Source organism: Streptomyces sp. NPDC002490 (assembly GCF_040296045.1).
GTDB lineage: Bacteria > Actinomycetota > Actinomycetes > Streptomycetales > Streptomycetaceae > Streptomyces.
Genome location: NZ_JBEOWM010000063.1, coordinates 1 through 19,133 on the forward strand (window position 1 = coordinate 1; position 19,133 = coordinate 19,133).

Here is a 19,133-nt window from a genome sequence, read left to right on the forward strand (position 1 = left end):
GCGCTTCCCTTCGGTGTTTCCGACTCTATCAGACCGTTTCCCGATCCGATTTCCTCGGTGCTTTCCAGGAGAGCGATTCGCTCGCTTTCCTTTCCAGCGGTTCCGACTTTATCAGACGATTCCGAGTCGGATTTCCCGGTCTGACGGAACGAAGGGTCGATCGCACGGAGGCGTCGGCGCTTCCCCGTCAGGCGGAGCCGTAAACGTACTGGAGCGGGGCCCTCGGACGCAAATCGAGGGGCCCCGCTCCAGGTTGGCGCACGGTCAGGTCAGACCTCGACCACGACCGGCAGGATCATCGGACGACGGCGGTAGTTGTCCGACACCCACTTGCCGAGGGTCCTCCGGATCAGCTGCTGGAGCTGGTGGGGCTCGACCACACCGTCCTGCGCCGAGCGTTCGAGCACCTCGGTGACCCTGGGGATGATGTCGCTGAACGCCGCGTCCTCGATGCCGGAGCCGCGGGCCTGGACGTGCGGGCCGCCGGTGATCTTGCCAGTGCTGGCGTCGACGACGACGAAGACGGAGATGATGCCCTCGTCCCCGAGGATCTTGCGGTCCTTGAGCGCGGGTTCGCCGACGTCCCCTACCGACAGCCCGTCGACGTAGACGTAGCCGGCCTGGACCTTGCCGACGATCTTGGCCTTGCCGTCGACCAAGTCGACGACCACGCCGTCCTCGGCGATGACGATGCGGTCGTGCGGAACGCCGGTGAGGGCGCCCAACTCGGCGTTGGCCCTAAGGTGGCGCCACTCACCGTGGACCGGCATCAGGTTGCGCGGCTTGCAGATGTTGTAGAAGTACAGCAGTTCGCCGGCCGAGGCGTGGCCCGAGACGTGGACCTTCGCATTGCCCTTGTGGACGACGTTCGCCCCCCAGCGGGTCAGGCCGTTGATCACGCGGTAGACCGCGTTCTCGTTGCCGGGGATCAGGGACGACGCCAGGATCACCGTGTCGCCCTGGACGATCCGGATCTGGTGGTCCCGGTTGGCCATGCGGGACAGCGCGGCCATGGGCTCGCCCTGGGACCCCGTGCAGACGAGGACGACCTCGCTGTCGGGCAGGTCGTCGAGGGTCTTGACGTCCACGACGAGCCCCGCGGGCACCCGGAGGTAGCCGAGGTCTCGGGCGATGCCCATGTTGCGGACCATGGACCGGCCGACGAAGGCGACCCGGCGGCCGTACTCGTGGGCGGCGTCCAGGATCTGTTGGATGCGGTGCACATGGCTGGCGAAGCTCGCCACGATGATGCGCTTGCGGGCGCCCGCGAACACCTGGCGCAGCACGTTGGAGATGTCGCGCTCGGGCGGGACGAAGCCCGGGACCTCGGCGTTCGTGGAGTCCGACAGCAGGAGGTCGATGCCCTCCTCGCTGAGGCGGGCGAACGCGTGCAGGTCGGTCAGTCGACGGTCCAGCGGGAGCTGGTCCATCTTGAAGTCGCCGGTGTGCACGACCATGCCGGCCGGGGTGCGCACGGCCACGGCCAGGGCGTCCGGGATGGAGTGGTTGACCGCGACGAACTCGCAGTCGAAGGGGCCGATGCGCTCCCGGTTCCCCTCCGCCACCTCCAGGGTGTAGGGGCGGATGCGGTGTTCCTGGAGCTTCGCCTCGATCAGGGCGAGGGTCAGCTTGGAACCGATCAGCGGGATGTCCGGCTTCTCGCGCAGCAGGTAGGGGACACCGCCGATGTGGTCCTCGTGACCATGGGTGAGGACGATGCCCTCGATGTCGTCGAGGCGGTCCCGGATGGACGAGAAGTCCGGCAGGATCAGGTCGATTCCGGGCTGCTCCTCCTCGGGGAAGAGCACTCCGCAGTCGACGATCAGCAGACGACCGCCGTACTCGAAGACGGTCATGTTGCGGCCGATCTCGCCGAGGCCGCCGAGCGGGGTGACGCGCAGGCCGCCCTTCGGGAGCTTGGGCGGGGCACCGAGTTCAGGATGCGGATGACTCAAAAGACTCTCCTCAACCACGCGCGCCACGTACCCAGTGGCACGTGGCGCGCGTGACGTTCGTGCAAATGCAGTTGTCGGTCGCACCGGAGCGGGTCGGTCCGGTGGTGGTGCGTATTCAGTTGTGAAGTCTGTGGTGGGAGCCATACCCCGCGAGGGCTACAGCTCCACCCCCCCGGCGGCGAGGTCCTCCTGCAGTCGGGTGGTCTCCTCCGCGGTGAGCCCGATCAGCGGCAGTCGCAGCGGACCGCCGGGCAGCCCCCGGAGGGCGAGGGCGGCCTTGCTCGTCATGACGCCCTGGGTCCGGAACATCCCCGTGTAGACCGGCAGCAGCCGCTGGTGGATCTCGGTCGCCTTCTGGACGTCACCGGCGGTGTAGGCGTCCACGAGGGCCCGTAGCTCCGGGGTGACGACGTGACCGACGACGGAGACGAAGCCCACGGCGCCCACCGACAGCAGCGGCAGGTTGAGCATGTCGTCACCGCAGTACCAGGCGAGCCCCGAGCGCGCGATGGCCCAGCTGGCGCGGCCCAGGTCCCCCTTGGCGTCCTTGTTGGCCACGATCCGGGGGTGCGCCGCGAGACGCACGATCGTCTCGGTCTCGATGGGCACCCCGCTGCGGCCGGGGATGTCGTACAGCATCACGGGCAGGCCGGTGGCGTCGGCGATCGCGGTGAAGTGCTGGTACAGCCCCTCCTGCGGAGGCTTGCTGTAGTACGGCGTCACCGCGAGCAGGCCGTGCGCCCCGACGCCTTCGGCCTCGCGGGCGAGGGCCACGCTGTGGCGGGTGTCGTTGGTGCCGATGCCCGCGATGACGTGGGCCCGGTCGCCCACGGCTTCGAGGACCGCCCGGACCAGCTCGCTCTTCTCCGCATCGGTGGTGGTGGGGGACTCCCCGGTGGTGCCGTTGAGCACCAGGCCGTCGTTGCCGGCGTCCACCAGATGGGCGGCGAGGCGCTGGGCGCCGTCGAGGTCGAGTGCGCCGTCCGCCGTGAAGGGCGTGACCATGGCGGTGATGACCCGCCCGAAGGGGGTCTGCGGAGTGGAGGTCGGAGCCATGGGTAACACGCTACTCGCTGCTCAGCGCGGGGTCCCCATGCGGGGGACACGGGTGTGCGACAAAGGTGGAGCCCGGCACTGCCTGCTCGGGGGTTCAAGCAGTGCCGGGTCCGTTCGATCAGGCTAGATGAAGTTCATGAAATGCTGCAATCCGGACACTTCGCCGGGTGATGGGGGTGGTCGGGCGGCCCGCCGGATTTCCGTTGCCGACCCGGCTCCCCGTGGGGTTCGGTCGGCGCGCACCTTCGCGAAGCCCGGCGAATTTCCATGAAATCGCCGATAGGGGGCACCTGTGGACGCTTTCGTGCGTCTTGGAGGGTGACGGCGTTCCGTCGCCGACCGCACCCCAGGAAAGGAGCCCCCCATGGCCCCCCGGCGCGAGTCCGTTCCCTTCGCCTTCGTCGCCGAGACCGACGGCTTCCGCAGCAACGTCGCTCCCCCGCCGCGGGACCGGCTCTCGGCGGGCGTCGTCGCGGGTCGCACCCTCATCGGGCTGACGGTGGCCGCCGGGTTGGTCGGCGCCCTGGTGTTCGGAACTCCGGCCCTCTCCCCCGATCCCTCGCCCGCGCGCACCCAGCAGTCGGAGGCGACGGTCGACGATCGCTGACCCACACCGTCACCCACCGTGACGGAGAGTGAGCGCGACGAAGGGGCTTGCGCTGGCGGCCACCCGTCTGACCTGGGGCGTCAGCCGGGCGTGACTCGTCCGGCCCCCCGAGGGTGGTCGGTTCGGTCACGTATCGATAGCCTCACCGGGCACGGACCCGTGCGTGGATCGAGTGAGGACCTGTCGTGCCCCTGCCCTTCCTGACGGCGGACCGCGCTTTCGACGAGTCGTCGGACGACGTCGCGCTGCCGTTCGACGACCGTGATCGCTGGCGGCGCCCCTACCGCCCCGGGCCCTGGCGGGTGGGTGCCGGCGCACTCCTGTTGCTGCTGGCCTCGTACGTGCTGCTGGCCACCATGATCGTGGCACTGGCCGACTCCCCGGCCGCGGCCGGAGCCTGCATGGCGGTGGCGGCGCTCGTCATCGCCGCCGCGCTGCGGCTGCTGCGCATGGGCACCTGGGTCAGCGCCCGGGGCGTGCGCCGGGTCGGTTTCCTGACCACGGTCACGTTCCCCTGGCAGCGGGTCACCGCGCTGCGCACCGCCCAGCAGCCGGTGCGCTGGTTGGGGCTGCCGCGCACGGTGCAGGGGCAGGCCCTGACCCTGGCGGTCTCCGGCCGCCGCGCGGACGACGCACCGGTGTTGCTGCTGACCACCCACAACGCGGACTTCCTGGCCCGCTCGCACGCCTTCGACCGGGCCGCGGACACCGTGGAGGCGTGGGCCGAGGAGTACCGCCGGGGCTGAACCGACCGCCCCGTACGTTTCCGGCCGCCGCCCCGTGCCCCGGCCCGCCGTCGCGGGCCGGGGCACGGTCGGTCAGGCGGCCGGTTGCCGTCCCTCGTGGAGGGCGATCGCCCGCTGCATGGCCTTGCGGGCGCGGGGGGTGTCGCGGGCGTCGTGGTAGGCCACGGCGAGCCGGAACCAGGAGCGCCAGTCCTCCGGCGCCGCTTCCGTCTCGGCCTTGCGCCTGAGGAACACGGCGTCGGCGGAGTCGCGGTCGATGCGCCCGCTGGGCGTGCGCTCCAGTTCGTCGACGGGTAGCCCGCCCTCGCGTTCGAGTTCCGCCGCGAGCAGTCCGGCCTTCCGGGCGAACTGGGTGTTCTTCCAGAGGAACCAGAGTCCGATCAGCGGCAGCACCAGCACCGCGATCCCGAAGGTGACCGTCAGCAGGGTGCCGGCCTGGATGAGGAACACCCCGCGGCTGCCGACCAGGACGAAGTAGACGACCAGGACGACGGCCGCGAGGGCGTAAGTGATCTTGGCGCGCATCGGTCAGCCGAGGTCCAGGAAGTGTTCCAGGCCGAAGGTGAGGCCCGGGGCGTCCACCACGCGCCGCACCCCCAGCAGGATGCCCGGCATGAAGCTGCTGTGGTGCAGCGAGTCGTGCCGGACGGTGAGGGTCTCCCCCTCCCCGCCGAGCAGGACCTCCTGGTGGGCGAGGAGCCCGCGCAGCCGCACCGAGTGCACCGGCACCCCGTCGACGTCCGCGCCGCGGGCACCCTCCAGCGCGGTGACCGTGGCGTCCGGTTGCGGAGCGCTGCCCGCGGCGGCCCGGGCGGCGGCGATCAGCTGGGCGGTGCGGGTCGCGGTGCCGCTGGGGGCGTCCGCCTTGTGGGGGTGGTGCAGCTCCACGACCTCGACGGACTCGAAGTAGGGGGCGGCGATCTGGGCGAACTTCATGGTCAGCACTGCGCCGATGGAGAAGTTCGGCGCGATGAGGACCCCGGTCGCGGGGGACGCGGCCAGGCTGGTGCCGAGTTGGGCGAGCCGTTCGTCGGTCCAGCCCGTGGTGCCGACCACGGCGTGGATGCCGTGGCGCACGCAGAAGTCGAGGTTGCCCATGACGGAACCGGGGTTCGTCAACTCCACGGCGACCCGCACGTCCTGTTCGACCAGCGTCTCCAGCCGGTCGCCGCGGCCGAGCGCGGCCACCAGTTCCAGGTCCTCGGCGGCCTCCACGGCGCGCACCGCCTCGGAGCCGATGCGGCCCTTGGCGCCGATGACCGCGACTCGCAGCTTGCTCATGTGCTTGTTCCTTACGGGGAGGGGACGAGGGGAGGTCAGCCGACCGCCGCGTGGAGCGCGGCCGTCTGCTTGTCCTTGAGCGGGCCGATGACCGACAGGGACGGGCGACGGCCCAGCACCTCGCGGGCGACCGACCGGACCTCGTCCGGGGTCACCGCGCCGATCCGGGCGAGCATGTCGTCCACGGACATCTGCTCGCCCCAGCACAGTTCGCTCTTGCCGATGCGGTTCATCAGGGCGCCGGTGTCCTCCAGGCCGAGGACCGTGGAGCCGGCGAGCTGGCCGATGGCCCGGACGATCTCGTCGTCGGACAGCCCGTGCTCCGCCACCTCGGCGAGTTGGTCGCGGCAGATCGCGAGGACGTCCCCCACCTGGCTGGGGCGGCACCCGGCGTAGACGCCGAAGAGGCCGCAGTCGGCGAAGCCGGAGGTGTACGAGTACACGCTGTACGCCAGCCCGCGCTTCTCCCGCACCTCCTGGAAGAGCCGGGAGGACATGCCGCCGCCGAGTGCGGTGTTGAGCACGCTGAGCGCCCAGCGCCGGTCGTCGGTGCGGGAGAGGCCCGGCATGCCGAGGACGAGGTGGGCCTGTTCGGTCCTGCGGCCGATGTGCTCCACCCGGCCCGCCGCGCGGATCGTGCGGCTGCCCTCGCGGGGGGCGATGGGCTCTGCGTCGGCGCGGCCGAGCGCCCCCGCGCGTTCGAACGCGGCGCGCACCTGGCGGACGACCTTGTGGTGGTCCACGTTGCCCGCGGCGGCGACGACCAGGTGGGTGGGGTCGTAGTGCTTCCGGTAGAAGCGGCGGATGCGGTCGGCGGTCAGGGCGTTGACCGTGTCGACCGTGCCGAGGACCGGGCGGCCCAGCGGGCCGTCCCCGAGCAGGGTGTGCGCGAACAGGTCGTGCACGCAGTCCCCGGGGTCGTCCTCGGTCATCGCGATCTCTTCGAGGATCACGCCGCGTTCGGCGTCGACGTCCTCGGACCGGATCAGCGAGCCGGTCAGCATGTCGCAGACCACGTCGATGGCGAGCGGCAGGTCGGTGTCGAGCACCCGTGCGTAGTAGCAGGTGTACTCCTTCGCCGTGAAGGCGTTCATCTCGCCGCCGACCGCGTCGATCGCGGAGGAGATGTCCAGGGCGGACCGCCGGTCGGTGCCCTTGAAGAGCAGGTGCTCCAGGTAGTGGGTGGCGCCGTTCAGGGTCGGCGTCTCGTCCCGGGAGCCCACGTGGGCCCAGATGCCGAAGGTCGCCGAACGGACGGAGGGCAGGGTCTCGGTGACGACGCGCAGGCCGCCCGGCAGGGTCGTGCGGCGGACCGTGCCGATGCCGTCCTTGCCCTTGAGGAGGGTTTGGGTACGGGCGACGGCCCGCGTCTCCGAAGAGACACGGGCCGTCGCGCGGAAACTACGGGACGTCACTTGGCGGCGTCGTCCTTCGTGTCCTCGGCACCGTCCTCGCCCTCGATCACGGGGATCAGGGAGAGCTTGCCGCGGGAGTCGATCTCGGCGATCTCGACCTGGACCTTGTGGCCCACGCCGAGGACGTCCTCGACGTTCTCCACGCGCTTGCCGCCGGCCAGCTTGCGGATCTGCGAGATGTGCAGCAGACCGTCCTTGCCCGGCATCAGCGAGACGAACGCACCGAAGGTGGTGGTCTTCACGACCGTGCCCAGGTAGCGCTCGCCGACCTCCGGCATGGTCGGGTTGGCGATGGAGTTGATCGTGGCGCGGGCGGCCTCGGCGGCCGGGCCGTCGGCGGCACCGATGTAGATGGTGCCGTCGTCCTCGATCGTGATCTCGGCGCCGGTGTCCTCCTGGATCTGGTTGATCATCTTGCCCTTGGGGCCGATGACCTCGCCGATCTTGTCCACGGGGATCTTCACGGTGATGATCCGCGGGGCGTTCGGGGACATCTCGTCCGGCGTGTCGATGGCTTCCATCATCACGTCGAGGATGTGCAGACGGGCGTCGCGGGCCTGCTTGAGGGCCGCGGCCAGCACGGACGCCGGGATGCCGTCCAGCTTGGTGTCGAGCTGGAGGGCGGTGACGAACTCCTTGGTGCCGGCGACCTTGAAGTCCATGTCGCCGAAGGCGTCCTCCGCACCGAGGATGTCGGTGAGGGTGACGTAGTGGGTCTCGCCCTCGATCTCCTGGGAGATCAGGCCCATGGCGATGCCGGCGACCGGGGCCTTCAGGGGCACACCGGCGTTCAGCAGCGACATCGTCGAGGCGCAGACCGAGCCCATGGACGTCGAGCCGTTGGAGCTGAGCGCCTCGGACACCTGGCGGATCGCGTAGGGGAAGTCCTCGCGGGCCGGCAGGACCGGGACGATGGCGCGCTCGGCGAGGGCGCCGTGGCCGATCTCGCGGCGCTTGGGGGAGCCGACGCGGCCCGTCTCGCCGGTGGAGTACGGCGGGAAGTTGTAGTTGTGCATGTAGCGCTTGCGGGTGACCGGGGACAGCGTGTCCAGCTGCTGCTCCATGCGGAGCATGTTCAGCGTGGTCACACCGAGGATCTGGGTCTCGCCGCGCTCGAACAGGGCGGAACCGTGGACCCGCGGGATGGCCTCGACCTCGGCGGCCAGGGTGCGGATGTCGGTGACACCGCGGCCGTCGATGCGCTTCTTCTCCTTGATGACGCGCTCGCGGACCAGGGACTTGGTCAGCGAACGGTACGCGGCGGAGATCTCCTTCTCGCGGCCCTCGAACTGCGGGAGCAGCTTCTCGGCGGCCAGGCCCTTGACCCGGTCCAGCTCGGCCTCGCGCTCCTGCTTGCCCGCGATGGTGAGGGCCTGGGCCAGCTCCTCGCGGACGGCGGCCGAGAGGGCCTCCAGGACGTCGTCCTGGTAGTCCAGGAAGACGGGGAACTCGCCGGTCGGCTTGGCGGCCTTGGCGGCGAGGTCGGCCTGCGCCCGGCACAGCACCTTGATGAAGGGCTTCGCGGCGTCCAGACCGGCCGCGACGACCTCCTCGGTGGGGGCGTCGGCGCCGCCCTCGACCAGCTTGATGGTCTTCTCGGTGGCCTCGGCCTCGACCATCATGATCGCGACGTCGCCGTCCTCCAGGGTGCGGCCCGCGACGACCATGTCGAAGACGGCGTCCTCCAGCTCGGTGTGCGTCGGGAACGCCACCCACTGACCGCGGATCAGGGCCACGCGCACGCCGCCGATCGGACCGGAGAAGGGCAACCCGGCGAGCTGCGTGGACGCGGACGCGGCGTTGATCGCGACGACGTCGTACAGGTGGTCGGGGTTGAGGGCCATGATCGTCGCGACGACCTGGATCTCGTTGCGCAAGCCCTTCTTGAAGGACGGGCGCAGCGGGCGGTCGATCAGGCGGCAGGTGAGGATCGCGTCCTCGCTGGGCCGGCCCTCGCGCCGGAAGAAGGAGCCGGGGATCTTGCCGGCCGCGTACATGCGCTCCTCGACGTCCACCGTGAGGGGGAAGAAGTCGAGCTGGTCCTTGGGGTTCTTGGAGGCGGTGGTGGCCGACAGCACCATGGTGTCGTCGTCCAGGTAGGCCACCGCGGAACCGGCGGCCTGGCGGGCCAGGCGACCGGTCTCGAAGCGGATGGTGCGGGTGCCGAAGGAGCCGTTGTCGATGACGGCCTCGGCGTAGTGGGTCTCGTTCTCCACCAGCGGTTTCTCCTCGTCTGCGTCCCGCGCCCGGGTGGCGGGGGACGGGGGCGGAGAAGCGCGCCGTGGTTGCTTGCCGGTCTTCGATCGAAGCCCTCGGGGGCGAACGTCCCGGGAGCCACTACCGAGGACCGGCGCGGCGGGGGCGCTTCTCCTCGTCATGTGTCACTGCGTGCGGCGCCGACTCGGCGGTGCCGCGGGGGCCGCCCGGTGGACCTCGCGGCGACGGGCGCCGCCTCGGTCCGGTCCGTGCGGTGGTGGTACTGCGACCAGACTACAAAGCCGCGGTGACCCTGCGCACGTAGAGCGCGCACGGCGGGTGTGCCGTGGTGCGCCCCCGTGACCGGGAAACCGGCCCGCGGTCCGGCCGGCAACGGCGAAGGGAGCGGTCCCCTGGGGTGGGAACCGCTCCCTTCACGACGTGCTACTTGGCGCCGGCCGCGCCGCGGCGGATGCCGAGGCGGTCGACCAGGGCGCGGAAGCGCTGGATGTCCTTCTTGGCCAGGTACTGGAGCAGCCGGCGACGCTGACCGACCAGGATGAGCAGACCGCGGCGCGAGTGGTGGTCGTGCTTGTGGGTCTTCAGGTGCTCGGTCAGGTCGGAGATCCGGCGCGACAGCATGGCGACCTGGACCTCGGGGGAGCCGGTGTCACCCTCCTTGGTGCCGAACTCGGACATGATCTGCTTCTTCGTAGCGGCGTCGAGCGACACGCGTACTCCTTGGTTGCTTCGTCACGGAGCCGTACCGGCTTCGTGGGGCCGCCGAGTGCCCCTGACACGTCGCAGGGGATCTTCCGTGACTCGGGAGGCGGGGTCCGCTGGGCGCTGCCACCAGGTCTCGGGAGATCCGGGGGTGCGTACGCAAACGGCCGTCGACCAGGTTAGCACCGCTGCCTACCGCGGTATGCAGCGGTGCTGCCGCGGCGGGACGGCGGCAGGGGGCGGCCTACTTCGGCACCAGCGCCCTGACCTGGGCGTAGAGGTCGAAGACGGCGAGGGCCAGGGGCACCAGGGTGAGCAGGAAGAAGCCCTCCGCGAGTTCCAGGAACCGGCCCCAGAAGGGGCTGACCCCGCCGCGCGAGACGATCAGCCCCACCGAGGTGACCAGGGCGGCGCCCACCGCGAACGCGGCGACGAGCCAGACCGTGCGCACGTCCAGGGCGGTGCCGTCGCCGCGCAGGGCGTCGCGGACCAGGTGGGCCGGCGGGTTGAGGGCGAGGCCGAGGCCGAGCAGCACCAGGGAGCCGAGGCCGGCGGCGAGGGTCGCCCCGACCTGGGCCGAGTAGCGGAACAACTGGGCGCGCAGCAGCAGGGACAGCCCGGTCGCCAGGGCGAGGAGCCGGGCCCACGGGTCGTCGGAGAAGCCGAGTACGGCGGCGGCGCCGACGGCCACCAGGGCGCAGCCGCCGACCAGGCCGACGAGCAGTTCGTGGCCGCGCCGGGCCTGGGCGGCGACCCGTTCGGCGTCCACCGTCTCGGGGGCCGCGGGCTCCTCGCCGTACGCACCAGGAGCGGTCGGGCCGGGGCCGCGGGTGGTGCTGGGCGCGGCGAAGCCGACGGGGAGCCGGGCGAAGCGCATCGACAGACCGGGCAGGAAGGCCAGGGCACCGACCGCGACGGGCACGCAGACCGCGGCGGTCTCGACGGCGTCGAAGCCGGCGAGCAGCGCGGTGAACGTGGCGAGCAGGCCGATTCCGGCGGCGAAGGCGAAGGCGACGAAGGGGCCGTCGCCGCGGGGCGAGGCGGCGGTGAGGAACAGGGCCGCGAGCAGGACGGCGGCGCAGGCCGTCAGGACGTGCAACTGCCCGATGCCCTGTCCGGCGGCGGGCGCGAGCAGGCCCGAGCCCGCGACGGCGACGTTGGGCAGGGCGCCCAGACCGAGGGCGAGCGCGGCGGCCCGGTCGTCGTAGACGCGGGCCCGGACGGCGCCGAGGGTGAGCAGGAGCAGTCCGGTGACGGCGGCGAGGACGCCGGGGATGCCGTTCATGTCGTGGCCCGGGTCGGCTGACCAGGCGAGGAAGGCGATGAGGGCGGCGAGGACGCCCCCGCCGGTGAGCCCGGCCGCACGGGTGAGCTCGCCGCTCCACAGGGTGCGGTCGCGGCTGACGCCCGCGGCGACGGCTTCCGACACGTCGTCGAAGACGACCGGGGCCAGCGAGTCGGCGAACGGGCGCAGGGTGAGCAGTTCCCCGTCGGGGATGCGCTGGGCGGTGAAGGACCGGGCGCTGTCGAGGACGGTCCCGTCGCGGCGGACGAGGTGGTAGCCGACGGGCGCCCCGGGTTCGGGGGCCTGCCGGGCGAGCCGCAGGATCTCGGGTTGGAGGTCGGCGACGGGGACGTCGTCCGGGAGTGCCACGTCGATGCGGCTGTCGGGGGCGACGATCGTGACCCGGCAGAAGCCGTGTCCGGTGCCGGGGCCGCGGTGGACGGCCGAGCCGTTCGGTCCGACAGCTGCGGCGCCGCCGGGGTCTCCGGTGGCCGCGGAGGCCGTCATGCTCACCTGCTGCTCCCCCTCATTCATGGGCTGGTACGGGTGGTGGCCGGGCGTCGTGGACGGTGGTGACCCGGCGCGCGACCGGGCGGTGGGCGCGCCCGTCGGGCGGCCTGGTGCGGGCGGTGCGCCGGGGCCCTCCCGGCGGTGTCCTCGTCCTCGACGCGTCGTCACGGCGCGTTCCGGTGCCCCGTTCCCGACCGGCTGGGCCCGAGTGGCCCGTGAATGCCCCGTTTCGCCCGTCGCGTTGTCCGTGTGCGGGCGCACACGGACCGCACCCTATCGCCCGACCCGCACGCGGCGCGTCAGTAGGATCGGCCGGGCGGTCGGGGTCCGCTGTGCACGGGGCGGCGGAGGGAAGGGACCGCGCCGGCAAGGGAATTGGGGCCAATGAGCCAGATCGTCGTCAAGCGCCCGCCACGGGCTTTGCCACCCGAAACGCCCACGGGGGAGATCGCGCTCGAACCGCCGCCGGAGCTGCCGCGCGGCCAGGAGGAGGGCACCCTGATGCAGCTCATGCCGTTGCTCGGCATGGGCGGCTCGATCGTCTTCTTCTTCATGCCCAACTCCCACCCGTTCATGAAGGTCATGGGCATGGTGATGGTGGTCTCCACCCTCGCCATGACGATCGCCATGGTGGTGCGCTACCGGCGCGGCGCCCAGGGGCAGTTGGCGGACCTCCGCCGGGACTACCTGCGGTACCTGGCGCAGACCCGGCGGACCGCGGTGACGACCGCCCGCGCGCAGCGCGACGCCCAGTACTTCCTGCACCCCTCCCCGGAGCAGCTCTGGGCGCTGGTCGCCGAGGGCAGCCGGGTGTGGGAGCGGCGTTCCGGTGACGTCGACTTCGGACAGGTGCGGATCGGGCTGGGGCCGCAGCCGCTGGCCACCCCGTTGATCGCGCCGGACATCGGGCCGACCGACGGTCTGGAACCGCTGACGGAGGACGCGCTGCGCCGGTTCGTCGCCGCGCACGGCACCCTGGAAGCCCTGCCGATGGCCGTGTCCCTGCGGGCCTTCTACCACGTCACGGTCAGCGGCGACCCGGCTGCGGTGCGCGGCACGGCCCGGGCGTTGACCGCCTCGCTGGCCTCGCTGCACACCCCCGAGGACCTGGTCCTGGTCTTCGGTGTCGGCGCGGACCGCCTCCCCGAGTGGGAGTGGACCAAGTGGCTGCCGCACGCCCAGGCGCCGGGGGCGCCGGACGGTGCGGGCGCCCGCCGGATGGTCGTGCACGGCGCGGGTGACCTGGACGCGCTGCTCGCCGACCGGCTGGTGGGGCGGCCCCGCTTCCACCCGGCGGGCGCTCCGGTGCCGGACGAGCCGCACCTGGTCGTCGTCCTGGACGGGCTGTCGCTGTCGCCGCACTCCCCCCTCGCTTCGGTGGAGGGGCTCCAGGGCGTCACGGTGGTCGAGGTGGTGCCCGGTGACCTCGCCGCCGGACGCGGGGACCTGTCGATCGTGGTCCGGCCGGGGTTGCTGCGGTTGGAGTCGGCGAGCGGCCAGGTCTACGAGGGCGTGCCGGACGCGCTCGCCCCCGAGTCGGCGGAGGCCCTGGCGCGGCAGTTGGCGCCGCTGCGCATGGCCTCGGGCGGGGACGACGACGAGCCGCTGTTGGCGAACCTGGAGTTCACCGAGTTGCTGGCGCTCGGGGACGCGGCCTCGGTGGACACCCGGCGCACCTGGCGCACCCGGTCGTTGGCGGAGCGGTTGCGGGTGCCGATCGGGGTCGGCGAGGACGGGCAGCCGGTGATGCTGGACCTCAAGGAGGCCGCGCAGGAGGGCATGGGACCGCACGGGCTGTGCGTGGGGGCCACCGGCTCCGGCAAGTCGGAGTTGCTGCGCACGCTGGTGCTGGGCCTCGCGGTGACGCACTCCTCGGAGACCTTGAACTTCGTGCTGGCCGACTTCAAGGGCGGCGCCACCTTCGCCGGGATGGCGCAGATGCCGCACGTGGCGGCCGTCATCACCAACCTCGCGGACGACCTGACGCTGGTCGACCGGATGGGCGACTCGATCCGCGGCGAGCTGAACCGGCGCCAGGAGATGTTGCGGGACGCGGGCAACTACGCCAACGTGCACGACTACGAGCGGGCCCGGACCGCCGGGGCCCCGTTGCAGCCGATCCCCTCCCTGGTGCTGGTGATCGACGAGTTCAGCGAACTGCTCACCGCGAAGCCCGACTTCATCGAGATGTTCGTCCAGATCGGGCGCATCGGCCGGTCCCTCGGCGTCCATCTGCTGCTGGCTTCACAGCGGTTGGAGGAGGGGCGGCTGCGAGGGCTGGAGACGTACCTGTCGTACCGGGTCGGTCTGCGGACCTTCTCCGCCGCGGAGTCCCGGGCGGCGCTCGGCGTGCCGGACGCGTACGAGCTCCCGAACGTGCCCGGTTCGGGGTTCTTGAAGTTCGGCACCGACGAGATGGTGCGCTTCAAGGCGGCGTACGTGTCCGGTGCCTACCGGTCCGGCGGCGGGCGGACGGCGGGGGCGGGCGGGCCGCTGCCCGTGGACCGACGCCCCGTGCTGTTCACCGCGACCGAGGTCCCGGTGTCGTACCTCAGCGTGCCCGCGGCCCGCACCGCGCCGGAGGCGGAGGCCGAGGACGAGGCGCTCGCGGACACCGTGCTCGACGTGATCGTCCGGCGGTTGGAGGCGCAGGGCCCGGCGGCGCACCAGGTGTGGTTGCCGCCGCTGGACAGCCCGCCCTCGCTGGACGCGCTGCTGCCCGGGCTGACGGCGGTCCAGGGGCGCGGCCTCACCCCGCCCGACCAGGCGGTCACCGGGCGACTGGTCGTCCCGCTGGGCCTGGTCGACAAGCCGTACGAGCAGCGCCGCGATCCGCTCTGGTGCGACTTCTCGGGAGCCGCCGGTCACCTGCAACTCCTCGGGGGCCCGCAGTCCGGCAAGTCGACGCTGCTGCGGACCCTGATCGCCGCCTTCGCCCTCACCCACACCCCGTACGAGGTGCAGTTCTACGGCCTCGACTTCGGCGGCGGCGGGCTCGCCGCGGTCGCCGGCCTGCCCCACGTCGGTGGGGTCGCCTCCCGGCTCGACCCGGAGCGGGTGCGGCGCACCGTCGCCGAGGTGTACGGGGTGCTGACCCGCCGCGAGGAGTACTTCCGGGCGGCCCAGATCGCGTCCATCGCCGACTTCCGCGCCCGCCGGGCCCGGGGCGAGGTCTCCGTCACCGACCAGCCCTGGGGCGACGTCTTCCTCGTCATCGACGGCTGGGGCAACTTCCGTCAGGAGTACGAGGGCCTGGAGCAGATCGTCCTCGACATCGCCTCCCGCGGCCTCGGGTACGGCGTGCACCTGGTGCTGTCGGCATCCCGCTCGATGGAGGTCCGCTCCCACCTCAAGGACCTCCTCGGCAACCGGCTGGAACTGCGGCTCGGCGACACCATGGACTCCGAGATCGACCGCAAGGTCGCGGTGAACGTACCGGTCGGGGTGCCCGGTCGCGGCATCTCGCCGCAGCGCCTGCACTTCATGGCGGCGGTCCCCCGGATCGACGGACTCTCCTCGGACACCGACCTCGCCCGGGCCACCGAGGCCCTCGCGGCGGAGGTGACCCGGCACTGGTCGGCGCCGGGCGCGCCCGGCGTGCGCCTGCTGCCCCGACGCCTGCCCGCCGACCGGCTGCCCCGCGGCGACCGGTTCCCGGAACGGGGCGTCGCCTGGGCCCTCGACGAGGACAACCTCGAACCGGTGTTCGTGGACTTCGAGCAGGACCCGTTCTTCCTGGTGTTCGGCGAGAGCGAGTCCGGCAAGTCGAACCTGCTGCGCCTCCTGGTCAAGGGGCTCGCCGAGCGGTATCCGGGGGACGGCTGCAAGGTGTTCGTGGTGGACAACCGGCGGGCCCTGCTCGACGCGGTGCCCGCCTCCCACCTGGCCGAGTACGTGCCGATGTCCAACGCCATGGACCACCACGTCGAGGCCCTCGCCGACCTGATGCGCCGGCGCAGCCCGACCGCCGACGTGACCGCGCGGCAACTGCGGGAGCGCAGCTGGTGGCAGGGGCCCACGGTGTACGTCGTCGTCGACGACTACGACCTGGTCTCCACCTCCAGCGGCAACCCGCTCGCCCCGTTGACCGAGCTGCTTCCGTTCGCGCGGGACGTGGGGGTGCGCTTCATCGTCGCCCGCTCCACCGCCGGGGCGGGGCGGGCGGCGTACGAGCCGTTCATCCAACGGATGAAGGAGTTGGGCGCCCAGGGCGTCGTCCTCGCGGGCGACCCCGGCGAGGGAGACCTGCTGGGCGGGGTGCGACCGCGGCCGATGCCGGTGGGCCGGGGCACCTTCGTGTCCCGCAAGCGGGGCAAGCCGTTGGTGCAGACGGGGCTGCTCGCGGAGGGCGACGAGGGGGCGTGAAGGGTTCCTTCGGGGGCAGGGCCTCAGCTCCGCCCCCACGGGAACCGTGCCGGTGGCGCTCCCCGTCAAGGTGCTCGGGCGGGCCTGCTGGTGAGCGGAGGAGTTCGGTTCGGGGCGGCGAATCGGCCGCCGTGCAGAGGAAGGGGGCGCTCCATGAGCTGGAGCGAATGGGAGCAGTTGAAGGCGGACGTCGCAGATCGGCGTTCGGTGGCGATGCAGGTCAACCACGTACCAGGTGACCCGGAGGGCGCCCCCCTGGACGGTGGGAGTCCGGGGCCCGTGCTCAAGGTGACCCAGACCGATCTGGCGAAGATCGGGGACCGTGCGTTCCGGTTACGCGAGCGGCTGTGGCGGGAGGGACGGGAGCCGGTCGACAGCAGCGAGCGGGTGGGCGGGACGCTGAAGGGCCAGGGGTTCGCCCTCGGTGGCGCCCTCCAGCACGTCTCCACCCGTTGGGAGGAGCAGGTCACGTCCCTGCGGGACGCCTGCGCGCACATCTCCAACCACCTGGAGTTCACCGAACGGGTGCATCGGAACGACGACCAGGAGATCCGGGGGCGGCTGAGCGGCATCCGCCTGCTGGACCAGGGCTTCGACGAGCGGGTGGGCAGGCCGGGCGAACCCAACCCCGTCTACGAACCGAAGAAGGACGCGGGGAACGACCAGCAGGACACGGGTGAGGGGCAGTCCGGCTGATGGACTTCGATGCGCTCTACAACGCCGGGTTCGACGCCCTCGACTCGGCCGTCGACGACTGGTCCCGTCTGGTTCGCAATCTCACGTCACTGGAGAAGGACGCGCGGAACGGGCTCCAGGCACAGGCCAACAGGGCGGACTGGTCCGGCATCAACGCCACCGTGTCACGTCAGTTCGTCGGCAAGACGGCGGGTGAGTTCGCGGATGCGCGCACCCAGGCGTCGTCGATCCGGAACATCCTGCGGGACACTGCCGGCGAACTCCGCTCTCAGCAAAGGAAGCTGAAGGACGCGATCGAGCGGGGTGCCAAGAACAACCTCACCGTCACCCAGACCGGCGGTGGCGGCTTCACCGTGACCATGCGCGTCCATCCGGACCGCGCGGGCCGCGGCAGCACTCCACCGGACCACGGGGAGGCGGAGGTGACACGCCTGCGGGACGAGGTCCAGGACATCCTGGAGGCTGCCACCCGCAGCGACGACTCGGCAGGTGAGGTGCTGCGGGCCCTGGTGAACCAGAGCAAGCACGGCTTCTCAGGGGCCTCCTACGGCGACCGGGACTCGGCGGCGAAGGCGGTACGAGAGGCCGATGCACTGGCCCGACTGGCCGCGCGGGAGCCGGGGAGCCTGAGCAACGGGGACCTCGACCGTCTCTCCGCGGGGCTCAAGCGGTACCACGGTGACGAACTGTTCGCCGCACGGTTCGCAGCGGAGCTGGGTGCGAAGGGCACGTTGGAGTTCTGGGCCGGGGTCAACGCCCCCGAACACGGGATCACCACTCCCTCGGACCCGAACCCCGCCCTCGCGCGGGAGCGCGAGAAGCGTTTCGGTGACCTCCAGCAGTACCTCGGCATGACCCTGGCGAACGCCACCCAGAGCGACAGTGCGGCCATGACCGACTGGAAGCGGGACATGCTCCAACTCGGTGACCAGCCCGTGGGCGGTCGGCAGGGCTTCCACCAGGGATTCCAGGTCATGAGCAGCCTGATGCGCTCGGGCGACTACGACGACCGGTTCCTGCAACAGTACGGGGAGCGTCTCGTCGCGTTCGAGAAGAAGCACGGCGAGGACGGCAAAGCACCGCACCTGTGGCAGCACCTGGGCCATGACCCACGGCTCAACCACACCGGCACGGACGCGGGCGCCGACCCCTTCACCGGTTTCATGAAGGCCCTCGCCAACAGCCCGGACGCGGCGACCTCGTTCTTCGGCGACACCTTCCAGACCGCGTCGGAGGCCGGCAAGGGGACGTCGGTCAGCAACTTCGACTACTTCTTCGAGACCCGGGACTGGCCGCACGACGTCGACGACGCCGGGAAGTCCAGCACGGCGGGGCGGGACACGATGGCCCAGGCCCTGGAAGCCGCCGTGACCGGGCACCCCGCCGGGGAACTACCCACGGCCGACACTCCCCCGCACACGAAGGAACAGGCCAAGCTCATGGAGCAGGTCGTGAGTTCCCTCTCCGAGGAACCGAAGCGTCTGCTCGACCACCGGTACACGGCCGACAGCGTGGGGCAGATGATGGCTGAGTACATGCCGGACGTCCATCGAGGACTCGGCCCCGGCCAGAGCTCCGACCCCGGTCTGTACCCCGTCGCCGGCACGGCAGCGTCGTTGAGCCAACAGGATCTCACTCGCGTCCTGTACAGCCTGGGGCAGGTGCCGGAAGGGTACGCGTCCGTGCTGGCCGGGCAGCAGAGCTACACCGCCAACATCATGGAGTACCACTTCAGGAACCCCGACGCCCATGTCAACGATGCGAACTTCAAGGACATGGAGAAACTCAAGACCAGCATCGAAGCGGTGGCTTCGACCGCAGGAGAGATCCAGGGGACCACCAGCGCCGGCCGGGCCTACGCCTCCGAGGACGCCGCAGGCGCGAAGGACGCCCAGTTCAACAGCGCGATCGACAAGACGAAGGCATGGGCCACCACCGGCGTATCGATCGGCATCGGCATCGGCGCGAGCTACATTGCCGGCCCTGCGGGAATCGCCGTCGGAGGTCTGGCCGGAGGCATCACGAACGAGCTTCTTTCAGGAATTTCTCAAGGGTCGCTGCGAGACAGTACGGATCAAGCCGTCTTCCGGAGGGGGGAGCAACTGGACGAGACCGAGCAATCCACTTACAAGACCATCGAGATGGCTGCCAGGGGTGCAGGCGAAGCGGCGGGTAACCGCTCGCCCCATATCGAGGTGAGTGCCGTGAGCGCCGCCGAGAAAGGATTCGGCAGCGCCCAAGACAACGTCAAAAGGCATCTAGAAGGTCTAGGGAAGCCCACGGGCATGAAGTAGCGAG

At 71.3% G+C, this 19,133-nt stretch carries 13 protein-coding genes; 5 read left to right on the top strand and 8 right to left on the bottom strand.

The genetic code is table 11. The annotated features are described in order from the left end of the window. Window positions 1–269 precede the first annotated feature (269 nt). Window positions 270–1,955 (bottom strand): ribonuclease J, encoded by a 1,686-nt coding sequence (locus ABT092_RS27615; protein WP_351248579.1) that lies wholly within the window; start codon window positions 1,953–1,955, stop codon window positions 270–272. Window positions 1,956–2,111: 156 nt separating this feature from the next. Continuing rightward, entirely contained in the window at window positions 2,112–3,011 is a 900-nt protein-coding gene (dapA, locus tag ABT092_RS27620; RefSeq protein WP_351248581.1) for a 4-hydroxy-tetrahydrodipicolinate synthase, read from the bottom strand. Window positions 3,012–3,375: 364 nt separating this feature from the next. On the opposite strand from dapA, the gene ABT092_RS27625 reads away from it, so the two are divergent. Together ABT092_RS27625 and ABT092_RS27630 are read left to right on the top strand one after the other, a co-directional pair. Then, complete coding sequence (locus ABT092_RS27625) at window positions 3,376–3,618, top strand: hypothetical protein (protein ID WP_351248583.1); 243 nt, start codon at window positions 3,376–3,378, stop codon at window positions 3,616–3,618. Window positions 3,619–3,803: 185 nt separating this feature from the next. Next, a complete protein-coding gene (locus tag ABT092_RS27630) occupies window positions 3,804–4,364 on the top strand; it encodes an SCO5741 family PH domain-containing membrane protein (protein WP_351248585.1) in 561 nt (186 codons plus the stop codon). A 72-nt stretch (window positions 4,365–4,436) separates the two neighbouring features. Here ABT092_RS27630 and ABT092_RS27635 read toward each other — a convergent pair whose 3' ends face one another. The 6 genes from ABT092_RS27635 to eccD all read right to left on the bottom strand — a co-directional run bounded on the left by ABT092_RS27635 (window position 4,437) and on the right by eccD (window position 11,771). Continuing rightward, window positions 4,437–4,889 carry a hypothetical protein gene (locus ABT092_RS27635; protein WP_351248587.1) on the bottom strand — a complete coding sequence of 151 codons (453 nt, stop codon included), beginning with the start codon at window positions 4,887–4,889 and terminating at the stop codon, window positions 4,437–4,439. Between the two features lie 3 nt (window positions 4,890–4,892). Next, on the bottom strand, window positions 4,893–5,645 hold the full coding sequence (gene dapB, locus ABT092_RS27640; protein WP_351248589.1) for a 4-hydroxy-tetrahydrodipicolinate reductase: 753 nt from the start codon (window positions 5,643–5,645) through the stop codon (window positions 4,893–4,895). Between the two features lie 35 nt (window positions 5,646–5,680). Next, window positions 5,681–7,060, bottom strand: coding sequence for a M16 family metallopeptidase (locus tag ABT092_RS27645; RefSeq protein WP_351248591.1), 1,380 nt, complete (start codon window positions 7,058–7,060; stop codon window positions 5,681–5,683). After that, window positions 7,057–9,276 carry a polyribonucleotide nucleotidyltransferase gene (locus tag ABT092_RS27650; protein ID WP_351248593.1) on the bottom strand — a complete coding sequence of 740 codons (2,220 nt, stop codon included), beginning with the start codon at window positions 9,274–9,276 and terminating at the stop codon, window positions 7,057–7,059. The genes ABT092_RS27645 and ABT092_RS27650 overlap by 4 nt, the downstream gene beginning before the upstream one ends. 424 nt (window positions 9,277–9,700) lie before the next feature. Then, on the bottom strand, window positions 9,701–9,988 hold the full coding sequence (gene rpsO / locus ABT092_RS27655) for a 30S ribosomal protein S15 (protein WP_030943387.1): 288 nt from the start codon (window positions 9,986–9,988) through the stop codon (window positions 9,701–9,703). Window positions 9,989–10,223: 235 nt separating this feature from the next. Further along, the gene (gene eccD, locus ABT092_RS27660) at window positions 10,224–11,771 is read right to left on the bottom strand and encodes a type VII secretion integral membrane protein EccD (protein ID WP_351248621.1); all 1,548 of its coding nucleotides are present in this window, start codon (window positions 11,769–11,771) and stop codon (window positions 10,224–10,226) included. Window positions 11,772–12,158: 387 nt separating this feature from the next. Here eccD and eccCa point away from each other — a divergent pair, with 387 nt between their 5' ends. The 3 genes from eccCa (at window position 12,159) to ABT092_RS27675 (ending at window position 19,129) form a co-directional block, all read left to right on the top strand. Next, window positions 12,159–16,139 carry a type VII secretion protein EccCa gene (eccCa, locus tag ABT092_RS27665; RefSeq protein WP_351248595.1) on the top strand — a complete coding sequence of 1,327 codons (3,981 nt, stop codon included), beginning with the start codon at window positions 12,159–12,161 and terminating at the stop codon, window positions 16,137–16,139. Between the two features lie 153 nt (window positions 16,140–16,292). Beyond that, complete coding sequence (locus ABT092_RS27670; RefSeq protein ID WP_351248597.1) at window positions 16,293–16,835, top strand: hypothetical protein; 543 nt, start codon at window positions 16,293–16,295, stop codon at window positions 16,833–16,835. Further along, window positions 16,835–19,129, top strand: coding sequence for a DUF6571 family protein (locus ABT092_RS27675; RefSeq protein WP_351248599.1), 2,295 nt, complete (start codon window positions 16,835–16,837; stop codon window positions 19,127–19,129). Before ABT092_RS27670 ends, ABT092_RS27675 begins: the two co-directional genes overlap by 1 nt. Window positions 19,130–19,133: the final 4 nt, after the last annotated feature.

What these genes read in the sequence shown, in the direction of transcription:
- dapA (WP_351248581.1), bottom strand. Translation starts at nt 3,011, where the DNA reads ATGGCTCCGACCTCCACTCCGCAGACCCCCTTCGGGCGGGTCATCACC.
- ABT092_RS27625 (WP_351248583.1), top strand. Translation starts at nt 3,376, where the DNA reads ATGGCCCCCCGGCGCGAGTCCGTTCCCTTCGCCTTCGTCGCCGAGACC.
- ABT092_RS27635 (WP_351248587.1), bottom strand. Translation starts at nt 4,889, where the DNA reads ATGCGCGCCAAGATCACTTACGCCCTCGCGGCCGTCGTCCTGGTCGTC.
- dapB (WP_351248589.1), bottom strand. Translation starts at nt 5,645, where the DNA reads ATGAGCAAGCTGCGAGTCGCGGTCATCGGCGCCAAGGGCCGCATCGGC.
- eccD (WP_351248621.1), bottom strand. Translation starts at nt 11,771, where the DNA reads ATGACGGCCTCCGCGGCCACCGGAGACCCCGGCGGCGCCGCAGCTGTC.
- eccCa (WP_351248595.1), top strand. Translation starts at nt 12,159, where the DNA reads ATGAGCCAGATCGTCGTCAAGCGCCCGCCACGGGCTTTGCCACCCGAA.
- ABT092_RS27670 (WP_351248597.1), top strand. Translation starts at nt 16,293, where the DNA reads ATGAGCTGGAGCGAATGGGAGCAGTTGAAGGCGGACGTCGCAGATCGG.
- ABT092_RS27675 (WP_351248599.1), top strand. Translation starts at nt 16,835, where the DNA reads ATGGACTTCGATGCGCTCTACAACGCCGGGTTCGACGCCCTCGACTCG.